This is a genomic window from Pseudomonas sp. NPDC090755 (assembly GCF_044769005.1).
Taxonomy (GTDB): Bacteria; Pseudomonadota; Gammaproteobacteria; order Pseudomonadales; family Pseudomonadaceae; genus Aquipseudomonas.
The window spans coordinates 318,200-333,915 of record NZ_JBIVXC010000002.1 but is presented as its reverse complement, the minus strand read 5'-3'; the positions used below and the strand labels follow the sequence as shown (position 1 = coordinate 333,915).

15 protein-coding genes are annotated in these 15,716 nt (G+C 62.9%); 9 read left to right on the top strand and 6 right to left on the bottom strand.

Going from position 1 to position 15,716, the window contains the following annotated elements:
* Positions 1–15: 15 nt before the first annotated feature.
* Genes ACIQUS_RS05405 through tldD form a run of 3 tightly spaced genes read left to right on the top strand, consistent with a single transcriptional unit; the run spans position 16 to position 6,133 of the window.
* On the top strand, positions 16–3,843 hold the full coding sequence (locus ACIQUS_RS05405; protein ID WP_403043845.1) for a YhdP family protein: 3,828 nt from the start codon (positions 16–18) through the stop codon (positions 3,841–3,843).
* Entirely contained in the window at positions 3,840–4,691 is an 852-nt protein-coding gene (locus tag ACIQUS_RS05400; protein WP_403043842.1) for a carbon-nitrogen hydrolase family protein, read from the top strand. Before ACIQUS_RS05405 ends, ACIQUS_RS05400 begins: the two co-directional genes overlap by 4 nt.
* A gap of 2 nt (positions 4,692–4,693) precedes the next feature.
* Positions 4,694–6,133 (top strand): metalloprotease TldD, encoded by a 1,440-nt coding sequence (gene tldD / locus ACIQUS_RS05395; protein ID WP_285861602.1) that lies wholly within the window; start codon positions 4,694–4,696, stop codon positions 6,131–6,133.
* A 42-nt stretch (positions 6,134–6,175) separates the two neighbouring features.
* On the opposite strand, the gene yjgA is transcribed toward tldD, so the two are convergent.
* The gene (gene yjgA / locus ACIQUS_RS05390; protein WP_403043838.1) at positions 6,176–6,697 is read right to left on the bottom strand and encodes a ribosome biogenesis factor YjgA; all 522 of its coding nucleotides are present in this window, start codon (positions 6,695–6,697) and stop codon (positions 6,176–6,178) included.
* 108 nt (positions 6,698–6,805) lie between these two features.
* Here yjgA and pmbA point away from each other — a divergent pair, with 108 nt between their 5' ends.
* The 6 genes from pmbA (at position 6,806) to ACIQUS_RS05360 (ending at position 12,036) form a co-directional block, all read left to right on the top strand.
* Positions 6,806–8,152 carry a metalloprotease PmbA gene (gene pmbA, locus ACIQUS_RS05385; protein WP_403043836.1) on the top strand — a complete coding sequence of 449 codons (1,347 nt, stop codon included), beginning with the start codon at positions 6,806–6,808 and terminating at the stop codon, positions 8,150–8,152.
* 111 nt (positions 8,153–8,263) lie between these two features.
* Positions 8,264–8,665 (top strand): FagA protein, encoded by a 402-nt coding sequence (locus ACIQUS_RS05380; protein WP_403043833.1) that lies wholly within the window; start codon positions 8,264–8,266, stop codon positions 8,663–8,665.
* Positions 8,658–10,034, top strand: coding sequence for a class II fumarate hydratase (locus tag ACIQUS_RS05375; RefSeq protein WP_403043830.1), 1,377 nt, complete (start codon positions 8,658–8,660; stop codon positions 10,032–10,034). Before ACIQUS_RS05380 ends, ACIQUS_RS05375 begins: the two co-directional genes overlap by 8 nt.
* 20 nt (positions 10,035–10,054) lie before the next feature.
* A complete protein-coding gene (locus ACIQUS_RS05370) occupies positions 10,055–10,516 on the top strand; it encodes a hypothetical protein (RefSeq protein WP_403043827.1) in 462 nt (153 codons plus the stop codon).
* 3 nt (positions 10,517–10,519) lie between these two features.
* Positions 10,520–11,131 (top strand): superoxide dismutase, encoded by a 612-nt coding sequence (locus ACIQUS_RS05365; protein WP_403043824.1) that lies wholly within the window; start codon positions 10,520–10,522, stop codon positions 11,129–11,131.
* An 11-nt stretch (positions 11,132–11,142) separates the two neighbouring features.
* Positions 11,143–12,036 (top strand): ZIP family metal transporter, encoded by an 894-nt coding sequence (locus ACIQUS_RS05360; protein ID WP_403044610.1) that lies wholly within the window; start codon positions 11,143–11,145, stop codon positions 12,034–12,036.
* 17 nt (positions 12,037–12,053) lie between these two features.
* Here the strand turns inward: ACIQUS_RS05360 and ACIQUS_RS05355 are convergent, their stop codons facing one another.
* From ACIQUS_RS05355 to ACIQUS_RS05335, 5 genes are all read right to left on the bottom strand, one after another.
* Positions 12,054–12,326 carry an HPr family phosphocarrier protein gene (locus ACIQUS_RS05355; RefSeq protein ID WP_107023570.1) on the bottom strand — a complete coding sequence of 91 codons (273 nt, stop codon included), beginning with the start codon at positions 12,324–12,326 and terminating at the stop codon, positions 12,054–12,056.
* Between the two features lie 20 nt (positions 12,327–12,346).
* Positions 12,347–13,201, bottom strand: a complete 855-nt coding sequence (gene rapZ / locus ACIQUS_RS05350) for an RNase adapter RapZ (RefSeq protein WP_403043820.1) — start codon at positions 13,199–13,201, stop codon at positions 12,347–12,349.
* A 3-nt stretch (positions 13,202–13,204) separates the two neighbouring features.
* Entirely contained in the window at positions 13,205–13,669 is a 465-nt protein-coding gene (gene ptsN, locus ACIQUS_RS05345) for a PTS IIA-like nitrogen regulatory protein PtsN (RefSeq protein ID WP_403043817.1), read from the bottom strand.
* Between the two features lie 12 nt (positions 13,670–13,681).
* Positions 13,682–13,990, bottom strand: a complete 309-nt coding sequence (gene hpf / locus ACIQUS_RS05340; RefSeq protein WP_285861592.1) for a ribosome hibernation-promoting factor, HPF/YfiA family — start codon at positions 13,988–13,990, stop codon at positions 13,682–13,684.
* Positions 13,991–14,069: 79 nt separating this feature from the next.
* Positions 14,070–15,563 (bottom strand): RNA polymerase factor sigma-54, encoded by a 1,494-nt coding sequence (locus ACIQUS_RS05335; protein ID WP_403043813.1) that lies wholly within the window; start codon positions 15,561–15,563, stop codon positions 14,070–14,072.
* Positions 15,564–15,716: the final 153 nt, after the last annotated feature.

The window sequence follows — 15,716 nt, the reverse complement described above, 5'->3', positions numbered from 1 at the left end:
TGGAGGGCCATTGCCATGGAGCGTCTGATGCGCGTCCTGGGCGCGATGACCCGCTGGGGCCTGGGGATCAGTGCCTTGCTGGCTGTGCTGGTGGCGCTGTATGTCAGCCTTGGCCGACAGCTGGTGCCGCTGGTGGCCGAATACCGCGCCGAGGTTGAAGACAGGGCCGAGCAAGCCCTGGGCATGCCCGTGCACATTGGTGGCCTGGAAGGGCACTGGAGCGGCCTGGCGCCGGTGCTGTTGGTCAATGACATCCAGGTGGGCGAAGGATCCAGTGCGTTGCGCCTGGACGGGGTCAAGGTGGTGCCGGACCTCTGGGCCAGTCTGTCCGGTCGACAACTTCGCCTGGCCAACCTTGAGGTAGGTGGCCTGCAGCTGCGACTGCGTGAAGATGAGCAGGGTGCCTGGGCGCTGGACGGGCTGCCGAAAACCGATGACCGTCCGCTGGACCCTGAGCAGCTGCTGCGGCGCATGCAACTGGTGGGCAAGGTCACGGTGCTCGACAGCCAGGTCACCCTCGAGCCTTTCCAGCGCGAGCCCATGACCCTGACCTATGTCAACCTCGGCCTGCGTACCGGCAGCGTTCGCCAGCGCCTGGATGTGCGCCTGACCTTACCTGACGGCCAGCCCGTGGCCATGAACCTGAGCAGCCGCATTCTTGCGGCGCACTGGCGTGACGGCCAGGTCGACGCCTACCTCAGCCTGCCCCAGAGCGATTGGGCCCGCTGGCTGCCACCGCGACTGCTGGGCCAATGGCAGGCAAAGGAACTCAAGGCCGGTGGTGAATTCTGGCTGACCTGGGCCAAGGGGCAGTTGCACAGCGCGACCGTTCGCCTCAATGCACCGCAGCTGCAGGGGGGATATACCGGCCGCAAGCCGGTCAAGGCCGAAAACCTCGCACTCAACGCCTGGTTCCAGCGTCAGCCCAACGGTTTTGATGTAAAGCTCGACTCACTGGCCATGAGCCTGGGCAAGACGCGCTGGGAGTCGCACCTGCAACTGAACCAGACCGCAGCCAGCGAAGGGGTCGAGGAGACCTGGAAGATCCAGGCCGATCGCCTGGACCTGACGCCGCTCACACCACTGATCGAGTCCCTGGCCCCACTGCCGGAAAAGGTCATGGCGGTGGTGCAGGGGCTGAAGGTCACCGGCAGCCTGCGCAATGTCCAGCTCGACATTCGCCCTGAGGCCCGCGGTGACCAACGCCTGGCATTCGCCGCCAACCTGGAGCGGGTCGGCTTCAACGCCTATCACGGCGCGCCAGCGGCGGGCAATGTCAGCGGCAGCATCAGCGGTGACCTCGGTCAGGGCGAACTGCGCCTGGATACCGACGCGTTCATGCTGCATCTCTACCCAATTTTCGCCAAACCCTGGCAGTACCAGAAGGCCAATGCGCGCCTGACCTGGCGCCTGGACCAGGAAGGCTTCACCCTCATTGCCCCCTACCTCAAGGTGCTGGGCGAGGAGGGCAAGATCGCCGGCGATTTCCTTATTCGCCTGCTGTTCGAGGAAGGCCGCGAGGACTACATGGACCTGCGGGTCGGCCTGGTCGAGGGCGATGGCCGCTACACCGCCAAGTACCTGCCCGAGGTGCTGAGCCCGGCCCTGGACGAGTGGCTGCGCACGGCCATCCTCAAGGGTGCGGTCGATGAAGGCTATTTCCAGTACCAGGGTTCGCTCAACCATGGTGCACCGGAGCAGGCACGCAGCATCAGCCTGTTCTTCAAGGTCCACGATGCTGCGCTGGACTTCCAGCCGGGCTGGCCGCAGGTGCAAAAAGTCGATGGCGATGTGTTCATCGATGACAACGGTGTGCGCATCAATGCGCGGCGGGGTCAGTTGCTCGATACCCAGGTCAGTGACGTCCAGGTCAATATTCCCCATGTCGCCTCGGGCGAGCACAGCCACATGTACCTGGACGGTGCCTTTGACGGTGGCCTGGGCGATGGCTTGAAAATCCTCCAGGAAGCGCCGATCGGCACCGCTGATCTATTCGCGGGCTGGGAAGGCAAGGGCAGTCTCAAGGGCAAGCTCAAACTGGACGTTCCCCTGGCCAAGGGCGAGCGGCCCAAGGTGGTGGTGGATTTCGACACCAAGGATGCACGCCTGAAAATCGCCGCACCTGTGCTTGAGCTGAGCCAGCTCAAGGGCGGCTTTCGTTTCGATTTCGACAAGGGCCTGAGCGGCCAGAACATCAGCGCGCGCGTGTTCGACAAACCGATGACCGCGCAGATCTTCGCCGAAGGCAAGCCCGGCGAGATACAGACCCGGGTCGAAGCCAAGGGCCAGGTGGCGCTCGCGACCCTGACCCAGTGGCTGCAGGTCAAGCAGGCATTGCCACTGTCCGGCGAACTGCCTTATCAACTGCAGCTCAACCTGGGCGGTCGCGACAATCAGCTCAAGGTCGACTCCAGCCTCAAGGGTCTGGCCATCAATCTGCCGGCGCCGTTCGGCAAAGCGGCCGACGAAACCCGCAACAGCCAGTTCGGCATGACCCTGCAGGGGCCCGAGCGGCGATTCAACGCCCGCTATGCCGACGTCGCCAACCTGCTGTATGCCGCGCCCATGGACAAGATCGACCAGGGGCGGGGTGAACTGCTGTTCGGCAGTGGCAGCCCGCAACTGCCTGACGGCCGGGGCGTACAAGTGCGTGGCCGGCTGGCCGAGCTGGATCTTGCGCCCTGGCAGCAACAAATGGGCAGTCTGGCCGGCAATGCCCCGGGGGACAGTGCTCGACAGATGTTGCGCGGTGTCGAGCTCAGTATCGGCCGGCTCAAGGCCTTTGGCCTTGAGCTGAACCAGGCGGTGGTGCGTCTGGTGCGCGGCAGCAGCAACTGGGCATTGCGTCTGGACAGCAAGGAAGTCATCGGTAACGCGCGCGTACCTGATGCCAGGGACGCGCCCATGGTGGTCAACCTGCAGACCATCCATTTGCCGCCCCAGGATCCGGCCGAGGTGACTGTGCCCAACGCGCCCGATCCGATGGCCGCCATCGACCCACGCAAGATTCCGTCCATCGACCTGAGCATCGACAAGCTGTTCCGTGGCGACGACCTGCTCGGCAGCGCGGCGGTCAAGGTCCGTTCGACCGCCAAGGGCATCGCCCTCAAAGACCTGGACCTCAACCTCAAGGGGTTGCAAATCGACGGCAGCGGTGGCTGGGAAGGTGCGCCGGGCGCCAGCGGCAGTTGGTACAAAGGACGCCTGGAGGGCAAGAACCTGGCCGACGTGCTCAAGGCCTGGAATTTTGCCCCTACCGTTACCAGCCGCGATTTTCGTATGGATGTCGACGCGCGCTGGCCGGGATCGCCCGCCTGGGTCAGCCTGGGCCGGTTGTCCGGCAGCCTCGATGCCGCCTTGCGCAAGGGTCAGTTCGTTGAGGTCGAGGGCGGCGCCCAGGCCCTGCGGGTGTTCGGTCTGCTGAACTTCAACTCCATTGGCCGGCGTTTGCGCCTGGACTTCTCCGACCTGTTCGACAAGGGCCTGAGCTACGACCGGGTCAAGGGCCTGCTGGTGGCCAGCGAAGGTGTTTATGTCACCCGCGAACCGATCACCGTGACCGGACCCTCGAGCAACTTCGAACTCGATGGCACCCTGGACATGGTCCGCGACCGGGTCGACGCCAACCTGCTGGTGACGCTGCCGGTGACCAACAACCTGCCGTTGGCGGCCTTGATTGTCGGTGCGCCGGCGGTCGGAGGCGCGCTGTTCCTGGTCGATCGCCTGCTCGGCGACCGGGTGGCACGCTACGCCAGCGTGCACTATCGCGTCGAAGGTCCGTGGAAAGAGCCTAAAATCAGCTTTGTAAAACCTTTCGAGAAATCCCGCCAGGAGCGCCCATGAAGTCAGCAGTGATCCAGATGGTCAGCCAGAGCGATATTCCGGCCAACCTGGAACAGGCCCGGCGCTTGCTCGAACAGGCGGCACAGGGCGGCGCGCGCCTGGCGGTGTTGCCAGAAAACTTTGCCGCCATGGGGCGGCGCGACACGGCTGCGATCGGCCGTGCCGAAGCCTTGGGTGAGGGGCCGATCCTGCCCTGGTTGAAACAGACCGCCCGCGACCTCAGGTTATGGGTGGTGGCCGGCACTTTGCCCTTGCCGCCGGTCGGCCAGCCCGAGGCCAAGTCCCATGCCTGCTCGTTGTTGATCGATGAGCAGGGGCAGACCGTGGCGCGCTACGACAAGCTGCACCTGTTCGATGTCGATGTGGCCGACAATCGTGGCCGCTACCGCGAGTCCGATGACTACGCCCATGGCAGCCAGGTGGTAGTGGCCGATACTCCGGTGGGGCGTCTTGGTTTGAGCGTCTGCTATGACCTGCGTTTTCCGGAGCTGTACAGCGCCTTGCGCGCGGCCGGGGCCGAACTGATCAGCGCTCCGGCGGCCTTCACCGCGGTGACCGGGGCGGCGCACTGGGAAGTGCTGATCCGTGCCCGGGCCATCGAGACCCAATGTTACGTCCTGGCCGCCGCCCAGGGCGGGATTCACCCGGGGCCACGGGAAACCTATGGCCATGCTGCGATCGTCGACCCCTGGGGGCGCATCGTCGCCGAACAGGCTAGCGGAGAAGCAGTGCTGCTCGGCGAACGCGACAGCAGCGAACAGGCGTCCATCCGGGCGCGGATGCCGGTGGCCTTGCACCGGCGCTTTTTCTCGCAGGACGCCTTGCGGCCTGCGCACACCTCGGAGTGACTATGAGCGAGATGTTATCCACTGTCAGCGAGCACCTGCTGGCGCCGGGAGGCCTGACCCTCGACAGCCTGCAATCGGTGCTGGGTGAGTTGGCAGGTCCAGGCATCGATGCCGCCGACCTGTATTTTCAAGGGCAGATTTCCGAATCCTGGGCCCTTGAGGACGGGATCGTCAAAGAAGGCAGTTTCAACCTCGACCAAGGTGTGGGCGTACGTGCCCAGTCCGGCGAGAAAACCGGCTTCGCCTACAGCAATGCCATCAACCTCGAAGCCCTGACCTCGGCGGCCCGTGCCGCCCGTTCGATTTCCCGCGCCGGCCAGCATGGCAGTGTCCAGGCCTTCAAAAGCCAGGATGTCACCCAGCTCTATGGCAGCGACAACCCGCTGGAAGTGATCAGCCGGGCCGAGAAAGTCGAGCTGCTCAAGCGTGTCGATGCCGCCACCCGCGCCCTGGATCCGCGCATCCAGCAGGTCAGCGTGAGCATGGCCGGGGTCTGGGAGCGCATTTTGATCGCCGCGGCCGATGGCAGCCTGGCGGCGGACGTGCGTCCGCTGGTGCGCTTCAATGTCAGCGTCATCGTCGAGCAGAACGGTCGACGTGAGCGGGGCGGCCATGGCGGTGGCGGGCGTACCGACTATCGCTATTTCACCGATGAGCGGGTCATGGGCTTTGCCCGTGAAGCGCTGCGCCAGGCGCTGGTCAACCTCGAAGCGATCCCTGCGCCGGCAGGCACTTTGCCGGTGGTGCTGGGTTCGGGCTGGTCCGGGGTGTTGCTGCATGAGGCGGTCGGTCATGGCCTGGAAGGCGACTTCAACCGCAAGGGCAGCTCGGCCTACAGTGGCCACATGGGCGAGAAGGTCGCTTCCAGCCTGTGCACCATCGTCGATGACGGCACCCTGGAAGGGCGCCGCGGCTCCTTGAGCGTGGATGACGAGGGCACCCCTACCGAGTGCACCACGCTGATCGAGAACGGCATCCTCAAGGGCTACATGCAGGACAAGCTCAATGCCCGGTTGATGGGCATGGCGGTCACCGGCAACGGTCGTCGCGAATCCTACGCGCACCTGCCGATGCCACGTATGACCAACACCTACATGCGTGCCGGTGAAAGCGATCCGCAGGAGATCATCAAGTCAGTCAAGCGTGGGCTCTACTGTGCCAACCTCGGCGGTGGCCAGGTGGATATCACCAGCGGCAAGTTCGTGTTTTCCACCAGCGAAGCGTATCTGATCGAGGACGGAAAGATTACCGCCCCGGTCAAGGGCGCGACCCTGATCGGCAATGGCCCGGAAGCCATGAGCCGGGTATCGATGGTGGGTAACGACCTGTCCCTGGACAGCGGCGTGGGCACCTGTGGCAAGGATGGTCAGTCGGTACCGGTAGGCGTTGGCCAGCCGACCTTGAAGATCGATGCGATCACCGTGGGTGGCACGGGCGCATGAAGTTGAAACCGGGCGGGCAGGGCGCCTGCCCGGTCGCGGGGCTCAAAGCAGGCCGCGTTGAACCTCGTCCAGGGTGCGGATGTACTTGAAGATCTTGCGGCTGGAGGCCGGCGGCTTGTTGGTCTTGAGCTCATGCTGAGCCTGGCGGATCAGTGAGCGCAGCTGCTGGCGGTCGGCTTCCGGGTATTCCTGGACGAATTTTTCCAGGACCTCATCGGTGCCGTCGATCAGCCGGTCGCGCCAGCGTTCGAGGTTGTGGAAACGCTCGTTGTACTGGCGCGATGAAGCGTCGAGCTGGTCGAGCAGCGCATTGATCGCGTCGATGTCCTGGTCACGCATCAGCTTGCCGATGAACGACCGGTGACGCCGTTTGGCCTCGTTCGCGGTGTGCCGCTTGTGCTCTTCCAGGGCCCTGCGCAGTTCGTCGGTCAAGGGCAGCTTGGCCAGGGTGTCGGGCTTGAGCGTGGTAAGGCGCTCGCCCATATCGACCAGCGCCTGCATATCGCGCTTGATCTGGGTTTTGCTTTTTTCGCCTTCGAAGGCGTTGTCGTAAGAATCAACCATGGGGGCAGTCCGCTGAGAATCGCCGCCATGATAACCAGTCGGGGGCCGCTTGTCCGGCCCGGTCGTAGAATGACCCGTGCCGAACGCAGAATTTGAGTGGAGAAAACCATGAGTTCAGTCCAGAGCGTAGGTCCACAGGCCCTGCCGGCGTTGCAGGAGCAAGTCGAACAGATTATCGCCGAGGCCAAGCGCCAGGGTGCCAGCGCCTGTGAAGTGGCGGTGTCGCTGGAGCAGGGGCTGTCGACTTCGGTTCGCCAGCGTGAAGTGGAAACCGTGGAGTTCAACCGCGACCAGGGCTTTGGCATCACCCTGTATGTGGGGCAGCGCAAAGGTTCGGCCAGTACTTCGGCCAGCGGCAGCGAGGCCATTCGCGAGACCGTGGCGGCAGCGCTGGCGATTGCCAAGCATACCTCCGAGGACGATTGCGCCGGCCTTGCCGACCCGGCCCTGATGGCGCGCGAGCTGCCGGACTTCGACCTGTATCACGCCTGGGACATCACCCCGGAACAAGCCATCGAGAAAGCCCTGGCCTGCGAGGCGGCGGCGTTCGACGCCGATGCGCGGATCAAGAACGCCGACGGCACCACCCTCAATACCCACCAGGGCTGCCGGGTGTACGGCAACAGCCATGGCTTCATCGGTGGCTACGCTTCGACCCGCCACAGCCTGAGTTGCGTGATGATCGCTGAAGCCGAGGGGCAGATGCAGCGTGACTACTGGTATGACGTCAACCGCCAGGGCGAGTTGCTGGCCGATCCGCGCAGCATCGGCCAGCGCGCCGCGCAACGGGCGGCCAGCCGCCTGGGGGCGCGGCCGGTGCCGACCTGCGAGGTGCCGGTGCTGTTCTCCGCGGAACTTGCCGGGGGGCTGTTCGGCAGCTTCCTGTCGGCGATTTCCGGTGGCAACCTGTATCGCAAGTCGTCGTTCCTCGACGGCGCCATTGGGCAGCGGCTGTTCCCTTCCTGGCTGACCCTGGACGAGCGTCCGCACCTCAAGCGTGCCTTGGGCAGCGCCGCATTCGACGGCGATGGCCTGGCGACCTACGCCAAACCGTTCGTCGAAAAGGGCGAGCTGGTGTCCTATGTGCTGGGCACCTACTCCGGGCGCAAGCTTGGCTTGCCGAGTACCGCCAATGCCGGGGGGGTACATAACCTCTATGTCACCCACGGTGTTGAAGACCAGGCCGCGCTGATCCGGCGCATGGGTCGCGGGTTGTTGGTGACCGAGCTGATGGGCCACGGCCTGAACATGGTCACCGGGGACTATTCCCGTGGTGCTGCGGGCTACTGGGTCGAGAATGGCGAGATCCAGTTCGCCGTCCAGGAAGTCACCATCGCCGGCAATATGAAGGATATGTTCCAGCAGATTGTCGCCATCGGCAACGATCTGGAAACCCGTAGCAATATCCACACCGGTTCGATCCTGATCGAACGGATGACGGTGGCAGGTAGCTAATCCCGTTCCTGCCTGAAAAGCCCGGCCATGCGCCGGGCTTTTTGTTTTCTATTGGAATCACCTTGAACTGATTCTGATTATCAATTAATAATGAATATCATTATCTAGGCGATGATGTTCATGAAACCCGTCCTTCACGAATTGCCCTACCTCGAAAACTGGCGCTGGCTCAGTCGCCGCATCCGTTGCGCGATGGAGCCGGACGAACCCCGGTTGATCGAACATTACCTGGCCGAGGGTCGCTACCTGGTGTGCTGCACCGAAACCTCGGCCTGGACCGTCGCCCTGACCTCATTCCGCCTGCTCCTGGATACTGCCTGCGATCGCATGCTGCCCTGGCATTGGCGCTGCCTGTGCCTGGACCAGGCCTGGAAGCCGCTGTTGCAGCTGCGCAAGCTCGATGGCGGCGAACAGGGGCAGCGCTGGCAGCCCTTCGCCCTGCAACTGGCGAACTGCACGCTGCTGCCTTCGATTTCTTTCGCTGAACTGATGCAAGGACTTGATGATGAGTAATACCCGAATCGAGCGTGACAGCATGGGTGAACTGCAGGTACCGGCCGAGGCCCTGTATGGCGCCCAGACCCAGCGCGCGGTGAACAACTTCCCGATCAGCCAGCAGCGCATGCCGACCCAGTTCATTCGTGCGCTGTTGCTGGCCAAGGCCGCTGCAGCCAAGGCCAACATCGAACTCAAGCAACTGGAAACCGAGCAGGGTGCAGCCATTGTCACGGCGGTGGAGCAACTGCTGGCGGGTGACTTTATCCAGCATTTCCCGGTGGATATCTTCCAGACTGGCTCGGGCACCAGCTCGAACATGAACGCGAACGAAGTGATCGCGACCCTGGCCAGTCGTGTGTCCGGTACCACGATCAACCCGAACGACCACGTCAACTGTGGACAAAGCAGCAACGACATCATCCCGACCACCATCCATGTCAGCGCCGCCTTGGGTCTGCATGAACAACTGCTGCCGGCACTCAGGCACCTGGTGCAGGTGATCGAGCACAAGGCAGAAGCGGTGCACCCGTTCATCAAGACCGGCCGCACCCACCTGATGGATGCCATGCCGGTGCGCATGAGCCAGGTGCTGGGCGGTTGGGCGGCACAAATCAAGGGCGCGATCACACACCTGGAGTCAACCTTGCCGGCGCTGCAGTCCCTGGCCCAAGGCGGCACCGCAGTCGGCACTGGAATCAACGCCCATCCTGAATTTGCCGCACGCTTCAGCCAGCAGCTCAGTGAACTGACCCGGGTGCCGTTCACTCCGGGTCAGAACCTGTTCGCCCTGATCGGCTCCCAGGACACCGCCGTGGCCCTGTCGGGCCAGCTCAAGACCACTGCGGTGGCACTGATGAAGATCGCCAACGATCTGCGCTGGATGAACTCAGGTCCCCTGGCGGGCCTGGGCGAGATCGAACTGGAAGGCCTGCAGCCAGGTTCGTCGATCATGCCGGGCAAGGTCAATCCGGTGATCCCGGAGGCTACCGCCATGGTCGCCGCCCAGGTCATCGGCAATGACACCACCATTGCCGTGGCCGGTCAGTCGGGCAATTTCGAGCTCAATGTCATGTTGCCGATCATTGCCCAGAACCTGCTGAGCAGCATCGAACTGATGGCCAATGTCAGCCGCCTGCTAGCCGACAAGGCGATCGCCAGCTTCAAGGTCAACGAACCCAAGCTCAAGGAGGCCCTGGCGCGCAACCCGATCCTGGTGACCGCCCTCAACCCGATCATCGGCTACCAGAAGGCCGCCGAGATCGCCAAGACCGCCTACAAGCAGGGCCGTCCGATCATCGATGTGGCCCTGGAGCACACCGACCTGCCGCGCAGCCAGCTGGAAGTGCTGCTCGACCCGGAAAAACTCACTGCTGGCGGTATCTGATACCGCACCGGAGGTTTGTCATGCAGCACTGGAAACGCACCACCGAAATGGCCAATCACCTGTTCGACCAGGGCGAGTTGGTCGATGCCCGCGAGTTGTACTTGCAGGCCCTGGCCTTGGCCCAGGTGTTGTTCGAGCGCTGGCATGACGCCGATGAAGCGGTGGCGGTGTGCGTGATCGCCCATCACAACCTGGCCGACCTTCACCTGCGTCTGAACCAGCCCCAGGAGAGCGCGGAATACCTCTGCGCGATCCACCAGCGGCTGTTGCAGGCCATGCAGGATCAACGCCTGGCGCCAGCGCTGCGACAAGCGGCGCTGCGTCACAGCGGCAAGACCTACACCGAGTTGTTGAGTTTCATCAGCGAGTACGGCCAGTACCCGCGAACCGAACGTCTGCTCCATAGCCACAGTCCGCAACCGGCAGTACTTGCTGGTGAGGACTGCACCGGGTCTTCAGCACTTCACTACGGAATTCACTGAAAAATGCCTCATACCTTGCCTGCATTGCCTTACGCCTACGATGCGCTGGAACCACACATCGACACCCAGACCATGCAGATCCACCACAGCAAGCACCACCAGACCTACATCAACAACCTCAATGCGGCCGTAGAAGGCACCGAGTGGGCCGAGTGGCCGGTCGAGCGACTGGTGGCCAAGGTCAAGCAATTGCCCCTGCAATTGCAGGCGGCGGTGATCAATCAAGGCGGCGGCCATGCCAATCATTCGCTGTTCTGGAACGTCATGTCGCCCTCGGGCGGCGGTCAGCCAATGGGTTCGGTGGCCAACACCATCGATGCGCAACTGGGCGGCTTCGAGGCGTTCAAGGATGCTTTCACCAAGGCGGCGCTGACGCGCTTTGGCAGTGGCTGGGCCTGGCTCAGCGTAACCCCGGAGAAACGTCTGGTGGTCGAAAGCAGCGGTAACCAGGACAGCCCGCTGATGCACGGCAATACCCCGATCCTCGGCCTGGATGTCTGGGAGCACGCTTACTACCTGCTGTACCAGAACCGTCGTCCCGATTACATCAGCGCCTTCTACAACGTGATCGACTGGTCCGAGGTAGAGCGCCGCTATACAGCCGCGTTGGCGTGAGTCGTTTCATTATGCGTACGCAGGTGTTGTCCGTCGGTGGCGTGCGACTGTTTCGTCTCGCCTTGGGTACTGTGCTGTTGCTGGCCGGCGGTGCCTTGCTGGTTGCCCAGGGCATCGCCTGGCTGGATCTTGAGCCGCGCATGTTGCGCGCGCTCGAGGGCGGTGCCTTGTGTGCGCTGGGCACGGCACTCGGGGCGGTGCCGGTATTGGTGATCCGTAGCATGCCTGTGGCCCTGGCCGACACCTTGCTGGGCTTCGGTGCCGGGGTGATGCTGGCCGCGACGGCCTTCTCTCTGATCATCCCCGGCCTGGATGCAGCCCAGGCCATCGGCCTGGGTAAATGGGGAGCGGGAGGGCTGATCAGTGTCGGCCTGTTGTCGGGTGCCTTCTGCCTGTACCTGGTCGATCTGAAGGTGTCTGGTGCCTCGCCGCAGGCGCTGGTGGGCAGTGCACAGCAGCCGGTGATTGCCGCCCGGATCTGGGTCTTCGTGATCGCCATCATTGCTCACAACATTCCTGAAGGCATGGCCATTGGTGTATCGGCTGGGGGCGGCATGCCCGATGCCGACAGCCTGGCCATGGGTATCGCCTTGCAGGATGTGCCGGAAGGCCTGGTCATCGCCCTGGTGCTGGCCGGTGCAGGCATGGCGCGGTTCAAGGCCTTTTTGATCGGTGCGGCGTCAGGGGTGGTCGAGCCGCTGGCGGCGCTACTGTGCGCCTGGCTGGTGAGCGTGGCCGAACTCCTGTTGCCACTGGGGTTGGCGTGCGCGGCAGGGGCAATGTTGCTGGTGGTGACCCAGGAAATCATTCCCGAGTCGCGCAGCAATGGCCATCATCGCCTGGCGAGCCTTGGGCTGTGTGTCGGTTTCTGCCTGATGATGGTGATGGATACGGCGCTGGCTTGAAGGGGAGGCGGGGGCGATCACTCGCCCTCGTCGAAGTAGTTGTTGATCAGCTCGATCAGCGCTTCCAGGGCTTCGTCCTGTTGCTCGCCTTCGGTGTGCAGGTGTACCTGGGTGCCTTTGCCTGCGGCCAGCATCATCACGGCCATGATGCTCTTGCCGTCGATCAGTTTGTCCGGTGCCCGTCCCACCCGCACGCTGCAGGGGAAGCGTCCGGCGACGCCAACGAACTTTGCCGCAGCCCGGGCGTGCAGCCCCAGCTTGTTGATGATGGTAATTTCACGAGCGGGCATCGCGGCAGGGGTCCTGTGGGCTAGAGGTCGCGGTGGCGAACCTGGACATTCTTCAGTGAGTGCTGCAGCACTTGGCCCAGGCGCTCGGTCAGGTACACCGAGCGGTGGTGTCCGCCGGTGCAGCCGATGGCGATGGTGACATAGGCGCGGTTACTGGCGGCAAAGCGCGGCAGCCATTTGAGCAGGTAGCTGGAGATGTCCTGGAACATTTCCTCGACATCGGGCTGCGCCGCCAGGTAATCGATCACCGGTTGCTCAAGGCCTGAATGCTCGCGCAACTCGGGCTTCCAGTACGGGTTGGGCAGGCAGCGCACATCGAACACCAGGTCGGCGTCCACCGGCATGCCACGCTTGAAGCCGAACGACTCGACCAGGAACGCGGTGCCGGGCTCCGGCTGGTTGAGCAGGCGCAGCTTGACCGAGTCACGCAACTGGTAGAGGTTCAGGTTGGTGGTGTCGATCTTCAGATCAGCAAGGTCGGCGATCGGTCCGAGCAGTTCGCTTTCGACCTTGATCGCTTCGGCCAGGGAGCGATTGGCGTTGGTCAGCGGATGGCGCCGACGGGTTTCCGAGAAGCGCTTGAGCAGGGTCTCTTCGTCGGCGTCCAGGTACAGCACGTCACACTGGATATGCCGGCTGCGGGCATCTTCAAGCAGTTCGGGGAAGCGAACCAGGTGACTGGGCAGGTTGCGCGCATCGATCGATACGGCGACCTTGGGTTGCATCAGCTCGGTGTTGATCAGCGCGTTTTCGGCCAACTGCGGCAGCAACCCGGCAGGCAGGTTGTCGATGCAGTAATAGCCGTTGTCCTCCAGTACCGCGAGGGCGGTGCTCTTGCCGGAGCCGGAGCGACCGCTGACGATGATCAGGCGCATGGGTCAGTGCTCGTTCTGTACGTCCAGGACAACCTGGTACAACGCTTGGCTGCTGCCGGCGGCCCGCAGGCGCTCACGAACCTCCTTGCGGTCGAGCATGCTGGCGATCTGGCGCAGCAGTTCCAGGTGTGCATCGGTGGCCGCTTCCGGAACCAGCAGGACAAACAGCAGGTCGACCGGGGCGCCGTCGATGGCATCGTAATCAATGGGGGCATCCAGGTGCAGCAGGGCGCTGACGGGCGCAGTGCAGCCTTCGAGCCGGCAGTGGGGAATGGCAATGCCATTGCCAAAACCGGTGGAACCCAGTTTTTCGCGAGCGACCAGCTTTTCGAAGACGTCTTGCATCTCCAGCTCGGGCACTTGCTCGGCGATCACGTTGGCGACCTTTTCCAGGGCGCGCTTTTTACTGCCTCCCGGCACGTTCACCAGGGAACGGCCGGGGGTCAGGATGGTTTCAAGTCGGATCATGGATGAGGGGGATCAGCGGGCTGCTGCACCTTGCAGCAGGCTCTGCTGTTTTTCCTTGTGTTTTTTCAGTTGGCGGTCGAGCTTGTCGGTCAAGGCGTCGATCGCTGCATACATGTCTGCGTGTTCGGCATTTGCAACCACTTCGCCGCCGGGAATAAACAGCGTCGCTTCGATTTTCTGCTGCAATTTCTCGACCTTCATGATCACCGTCACGTTGGTAATCCTGTCGAAGTGACCTTCCAGCCGTTTCAGTTTCTGTTCGACGTACTCGCGCAGCGGTTGGGTGACTTCTACATGCTGTCCACTGATATTGACTTGCATACAGCTTCTCCTTTGTTGCCCGTGCATAAAGAGGCAGGTATTGCGCCTGCCACTGAACTGCTGTGGCATATCTCAGGGGCTACATCAGTCGCTTGCGTTCGCTCGACGGTGCGATGCCGAGAGACTCGCGGTACTTGGCGACGGTGCGACGGGCTACCTGGATGCCTTGTGCCTCCAGTAAACCAGCGATCTTGCTGTCACTCAATGGCTTTTTCTGATTTTCCGCTGCAACCAGTTTTTTGATGATCGCGCGGATCGCCGTGGACGAGCATTCACCGCCCTCGGAGGTGCTGACGTGGCTGGAGAAAAAGTACTTCAGCTCGTAGATTCCCCGCGGGGTGTGCATGTATTTCTGGGTGGTCACCCGGGAAATGGTCGACTCGTGCATGCCGACCGCTTCGGCGATGTCGTGCAGCACCAGCGGTTTCATCGCTTCGTCGCCATGGTCGAGGAAACCACGCTGGTGCTCGACGATCTGGGTGGCGACCTTCATCAGGGTCTCGTTGCGGCTCTGCAGGCTCTTGATGAACCAGCGGGCCTCCTGCAACTGGTTGCGCATGAAGGTGTTGTCGGCGCTGGTGTCGGCGCGTCGCACAAAGCCTGCGTACTGCGGGTTGACCCGCAGGCGTGGCACGGCTTCCTGGTTCAGCTCGACCAGCCAGCGCTCGTTGTCCTTGCGCACGATCACGTCAGGAACCACGTATTCGGCTTCGCTGGACTCGATTTGTGAGCCCGGGCGCGGGTTGAGGCTCTGGACCAGCTCGATGACCTGGCGCAGTTCTTCTTCCTTGAGCTTCATGCGTCGCATCAACTGGCTGTAGTCGCGGCTGCCCAGCAGGTCGATGTAGTCCTTGACCAGGCGCTGAGCCTCGGCCATCCACGGCGTACTGGCGGGCAGCTGGCGCAGTTGCAGCAGCAGGCACTCGCTGAGGTTGCGTGCGCCGATGCCGGCGGGCTCGAACTGCTGGATGCGGTGCAGGACGGCTTCGACTTCGTCCAGTTCGATATCCAGTTCAGGATCGAAGGACTCGCAGATTTCTTCGAGGGATTCGTCCAGGTAGCCCTGGTTGTTGATGCAGTCGATCAGCGTCACGGCAATCAGCCGGTCGGTGTCGGACATCGGTGCCAGGTTCAACTGCCAGAGCAGGTGGCTCTGCAGGCTTTCGCCAGCCGAGGTGCGGGTGGTGAAGTCCCACTCGTCATCGTCGTTGCTGGGCAGGCTGCTGGCGCTGGTCTGGTAGATATCTTCCCAGGCCGTGTCGACGGGCAGCTCGTTGGGAATGCGCTCGCTCCATTCGCCTTCATCCAGGCTGTCCACGGTCGGCGTGGTTTCCTGGAAGCTGGTGTCCTGGGTTTCGGCAACAGGCTTGCTTTCGGCGTTGTCGGCCATCGGGTCGCTGTTGTCGAAGTCGTCGCCTTCTTCCTGGCGTTCGAGCATCGGGTTCGATTCCAGCGCTTCCTGGATTTCCTGCTGGAGGTCCAGGGTAGAAAGCTGGAGCAGACGGATGGCCTGTTGCAACTGAGGAGTCATCGTCAGTTGCTGGCCCATTCTTAGGACGAGCGATGGTTTCATGGCAGGGGCTTAACACCTTTTTCGCCGGCGCACATGCGCCATCCACTACAAGGGCACCGAAGCGCCAACTTTAAGCAAATTATATGCCTGAAATTGGAGCGTTTGCCTAGGGTGCTGTAACAATTATGCCGTATGGAAACGGATCTGCAGCCC

Coding starts and splice junctions, on each gene's coding strand:
- ACIQUS_RS05405 (WP_403043845.1), top strand. CDS start 16: ATGGAGCGTCTGATGCGCGTCCTGGGCGCGATGACCCGCTGGGGCCTG.
- ACIQUS_RS05400 (WP_403043842.1), top strand. CDS start 3,840: ATGAAGTCAGCAGTGATCCAGATGGTCAGCCAGAGCGATATTCCGGCC.
- tldD (WP_285861602.1), top strand. CDS start 4,694: ATGAGCGAGATGTTATCCACTGTCAGCGAGCACCTGCTGGCGCCGGGA.
- yjgA (WP_403043838.1), bottom strand. CDS start 6,697: ATGGTTGATTCTTACGACAACGCCTTCGAAGGCGAAAAAAGCAAAACC.
- pmbA (WP_403043836.1), top strand. CDS start 6,806: ATGAGTTCAGTCCAGAGCGTAGGTCCACAGGCCCTGCCGGCGTTGCAG.
- ACIQUS_RS05380 (WP_403043833.1), top strand. CDS start 8,264: ATGATGTTCATGAAACCCGTCCTTCACGAATTGCCCTACCTCGAAAAC.
- ACIQUS_RS05375 (WP_403043830.1), top strand. CDS start 8,658: ATGAGTAATACCCGAATCGAGCGTGACAGCATGGGTGAACTGCAGGTA.
- ACIQUS_RS05370 (WP_403043827.1), top strand. CDS start 10,055: ATGCAGCACTGGAAACGCACCACCGAAATGGCCAATCACCTGTTCGAC.
- ACIQUS_RS05365 (WP_403043824.1), top strand. CDS start 10,520: ATGCCTCATACCTTGCCTGCATTGCCTTACGCCTACGATGCGCTGGAA.
- ACIQUS_RS05360 (WP_403044610.1), top strand. CDS start 11,143: ATGCGTACGCAGGTGTTGTCCGTCGGTGGCGTGCGACTGTTTCGTCTC.
- ACIQUS_RS05355 (WP_107023570.1), bottom strand. CDS start 12,326: ATGCCCGCTCGTGAAATTACCATCATCAACAAGCTGGGGCTGCACGCC.
- rapZ (WP_403043820.1), bottom strand. CDS start 13,201: ATGCGCCTGATCATCGTCAGCGGTCGCTCCGGCTCCGGCAAGAGCACC.
- ptsN (WP_403043817.1), bottom strand. CDS start 13,669: ATGATCCGACTTGAAACCATCCTGACCCCCGGCCGTTCCCTGGTGAAC.
- hpf (WP_285861592.1), bottom strand. CDS start 13,990: ATGCAAGTCAATATCAGTGGACAGCATGTAGAAGTCACCCAACCGCTG.
- ACIQUS_RS05335 (WP_403043813.1), bottom strand. CDS start 15,563: ATGAAACCATCGCTCGTCCTAAGAATGGGCCAGCAACTGACGATGACT.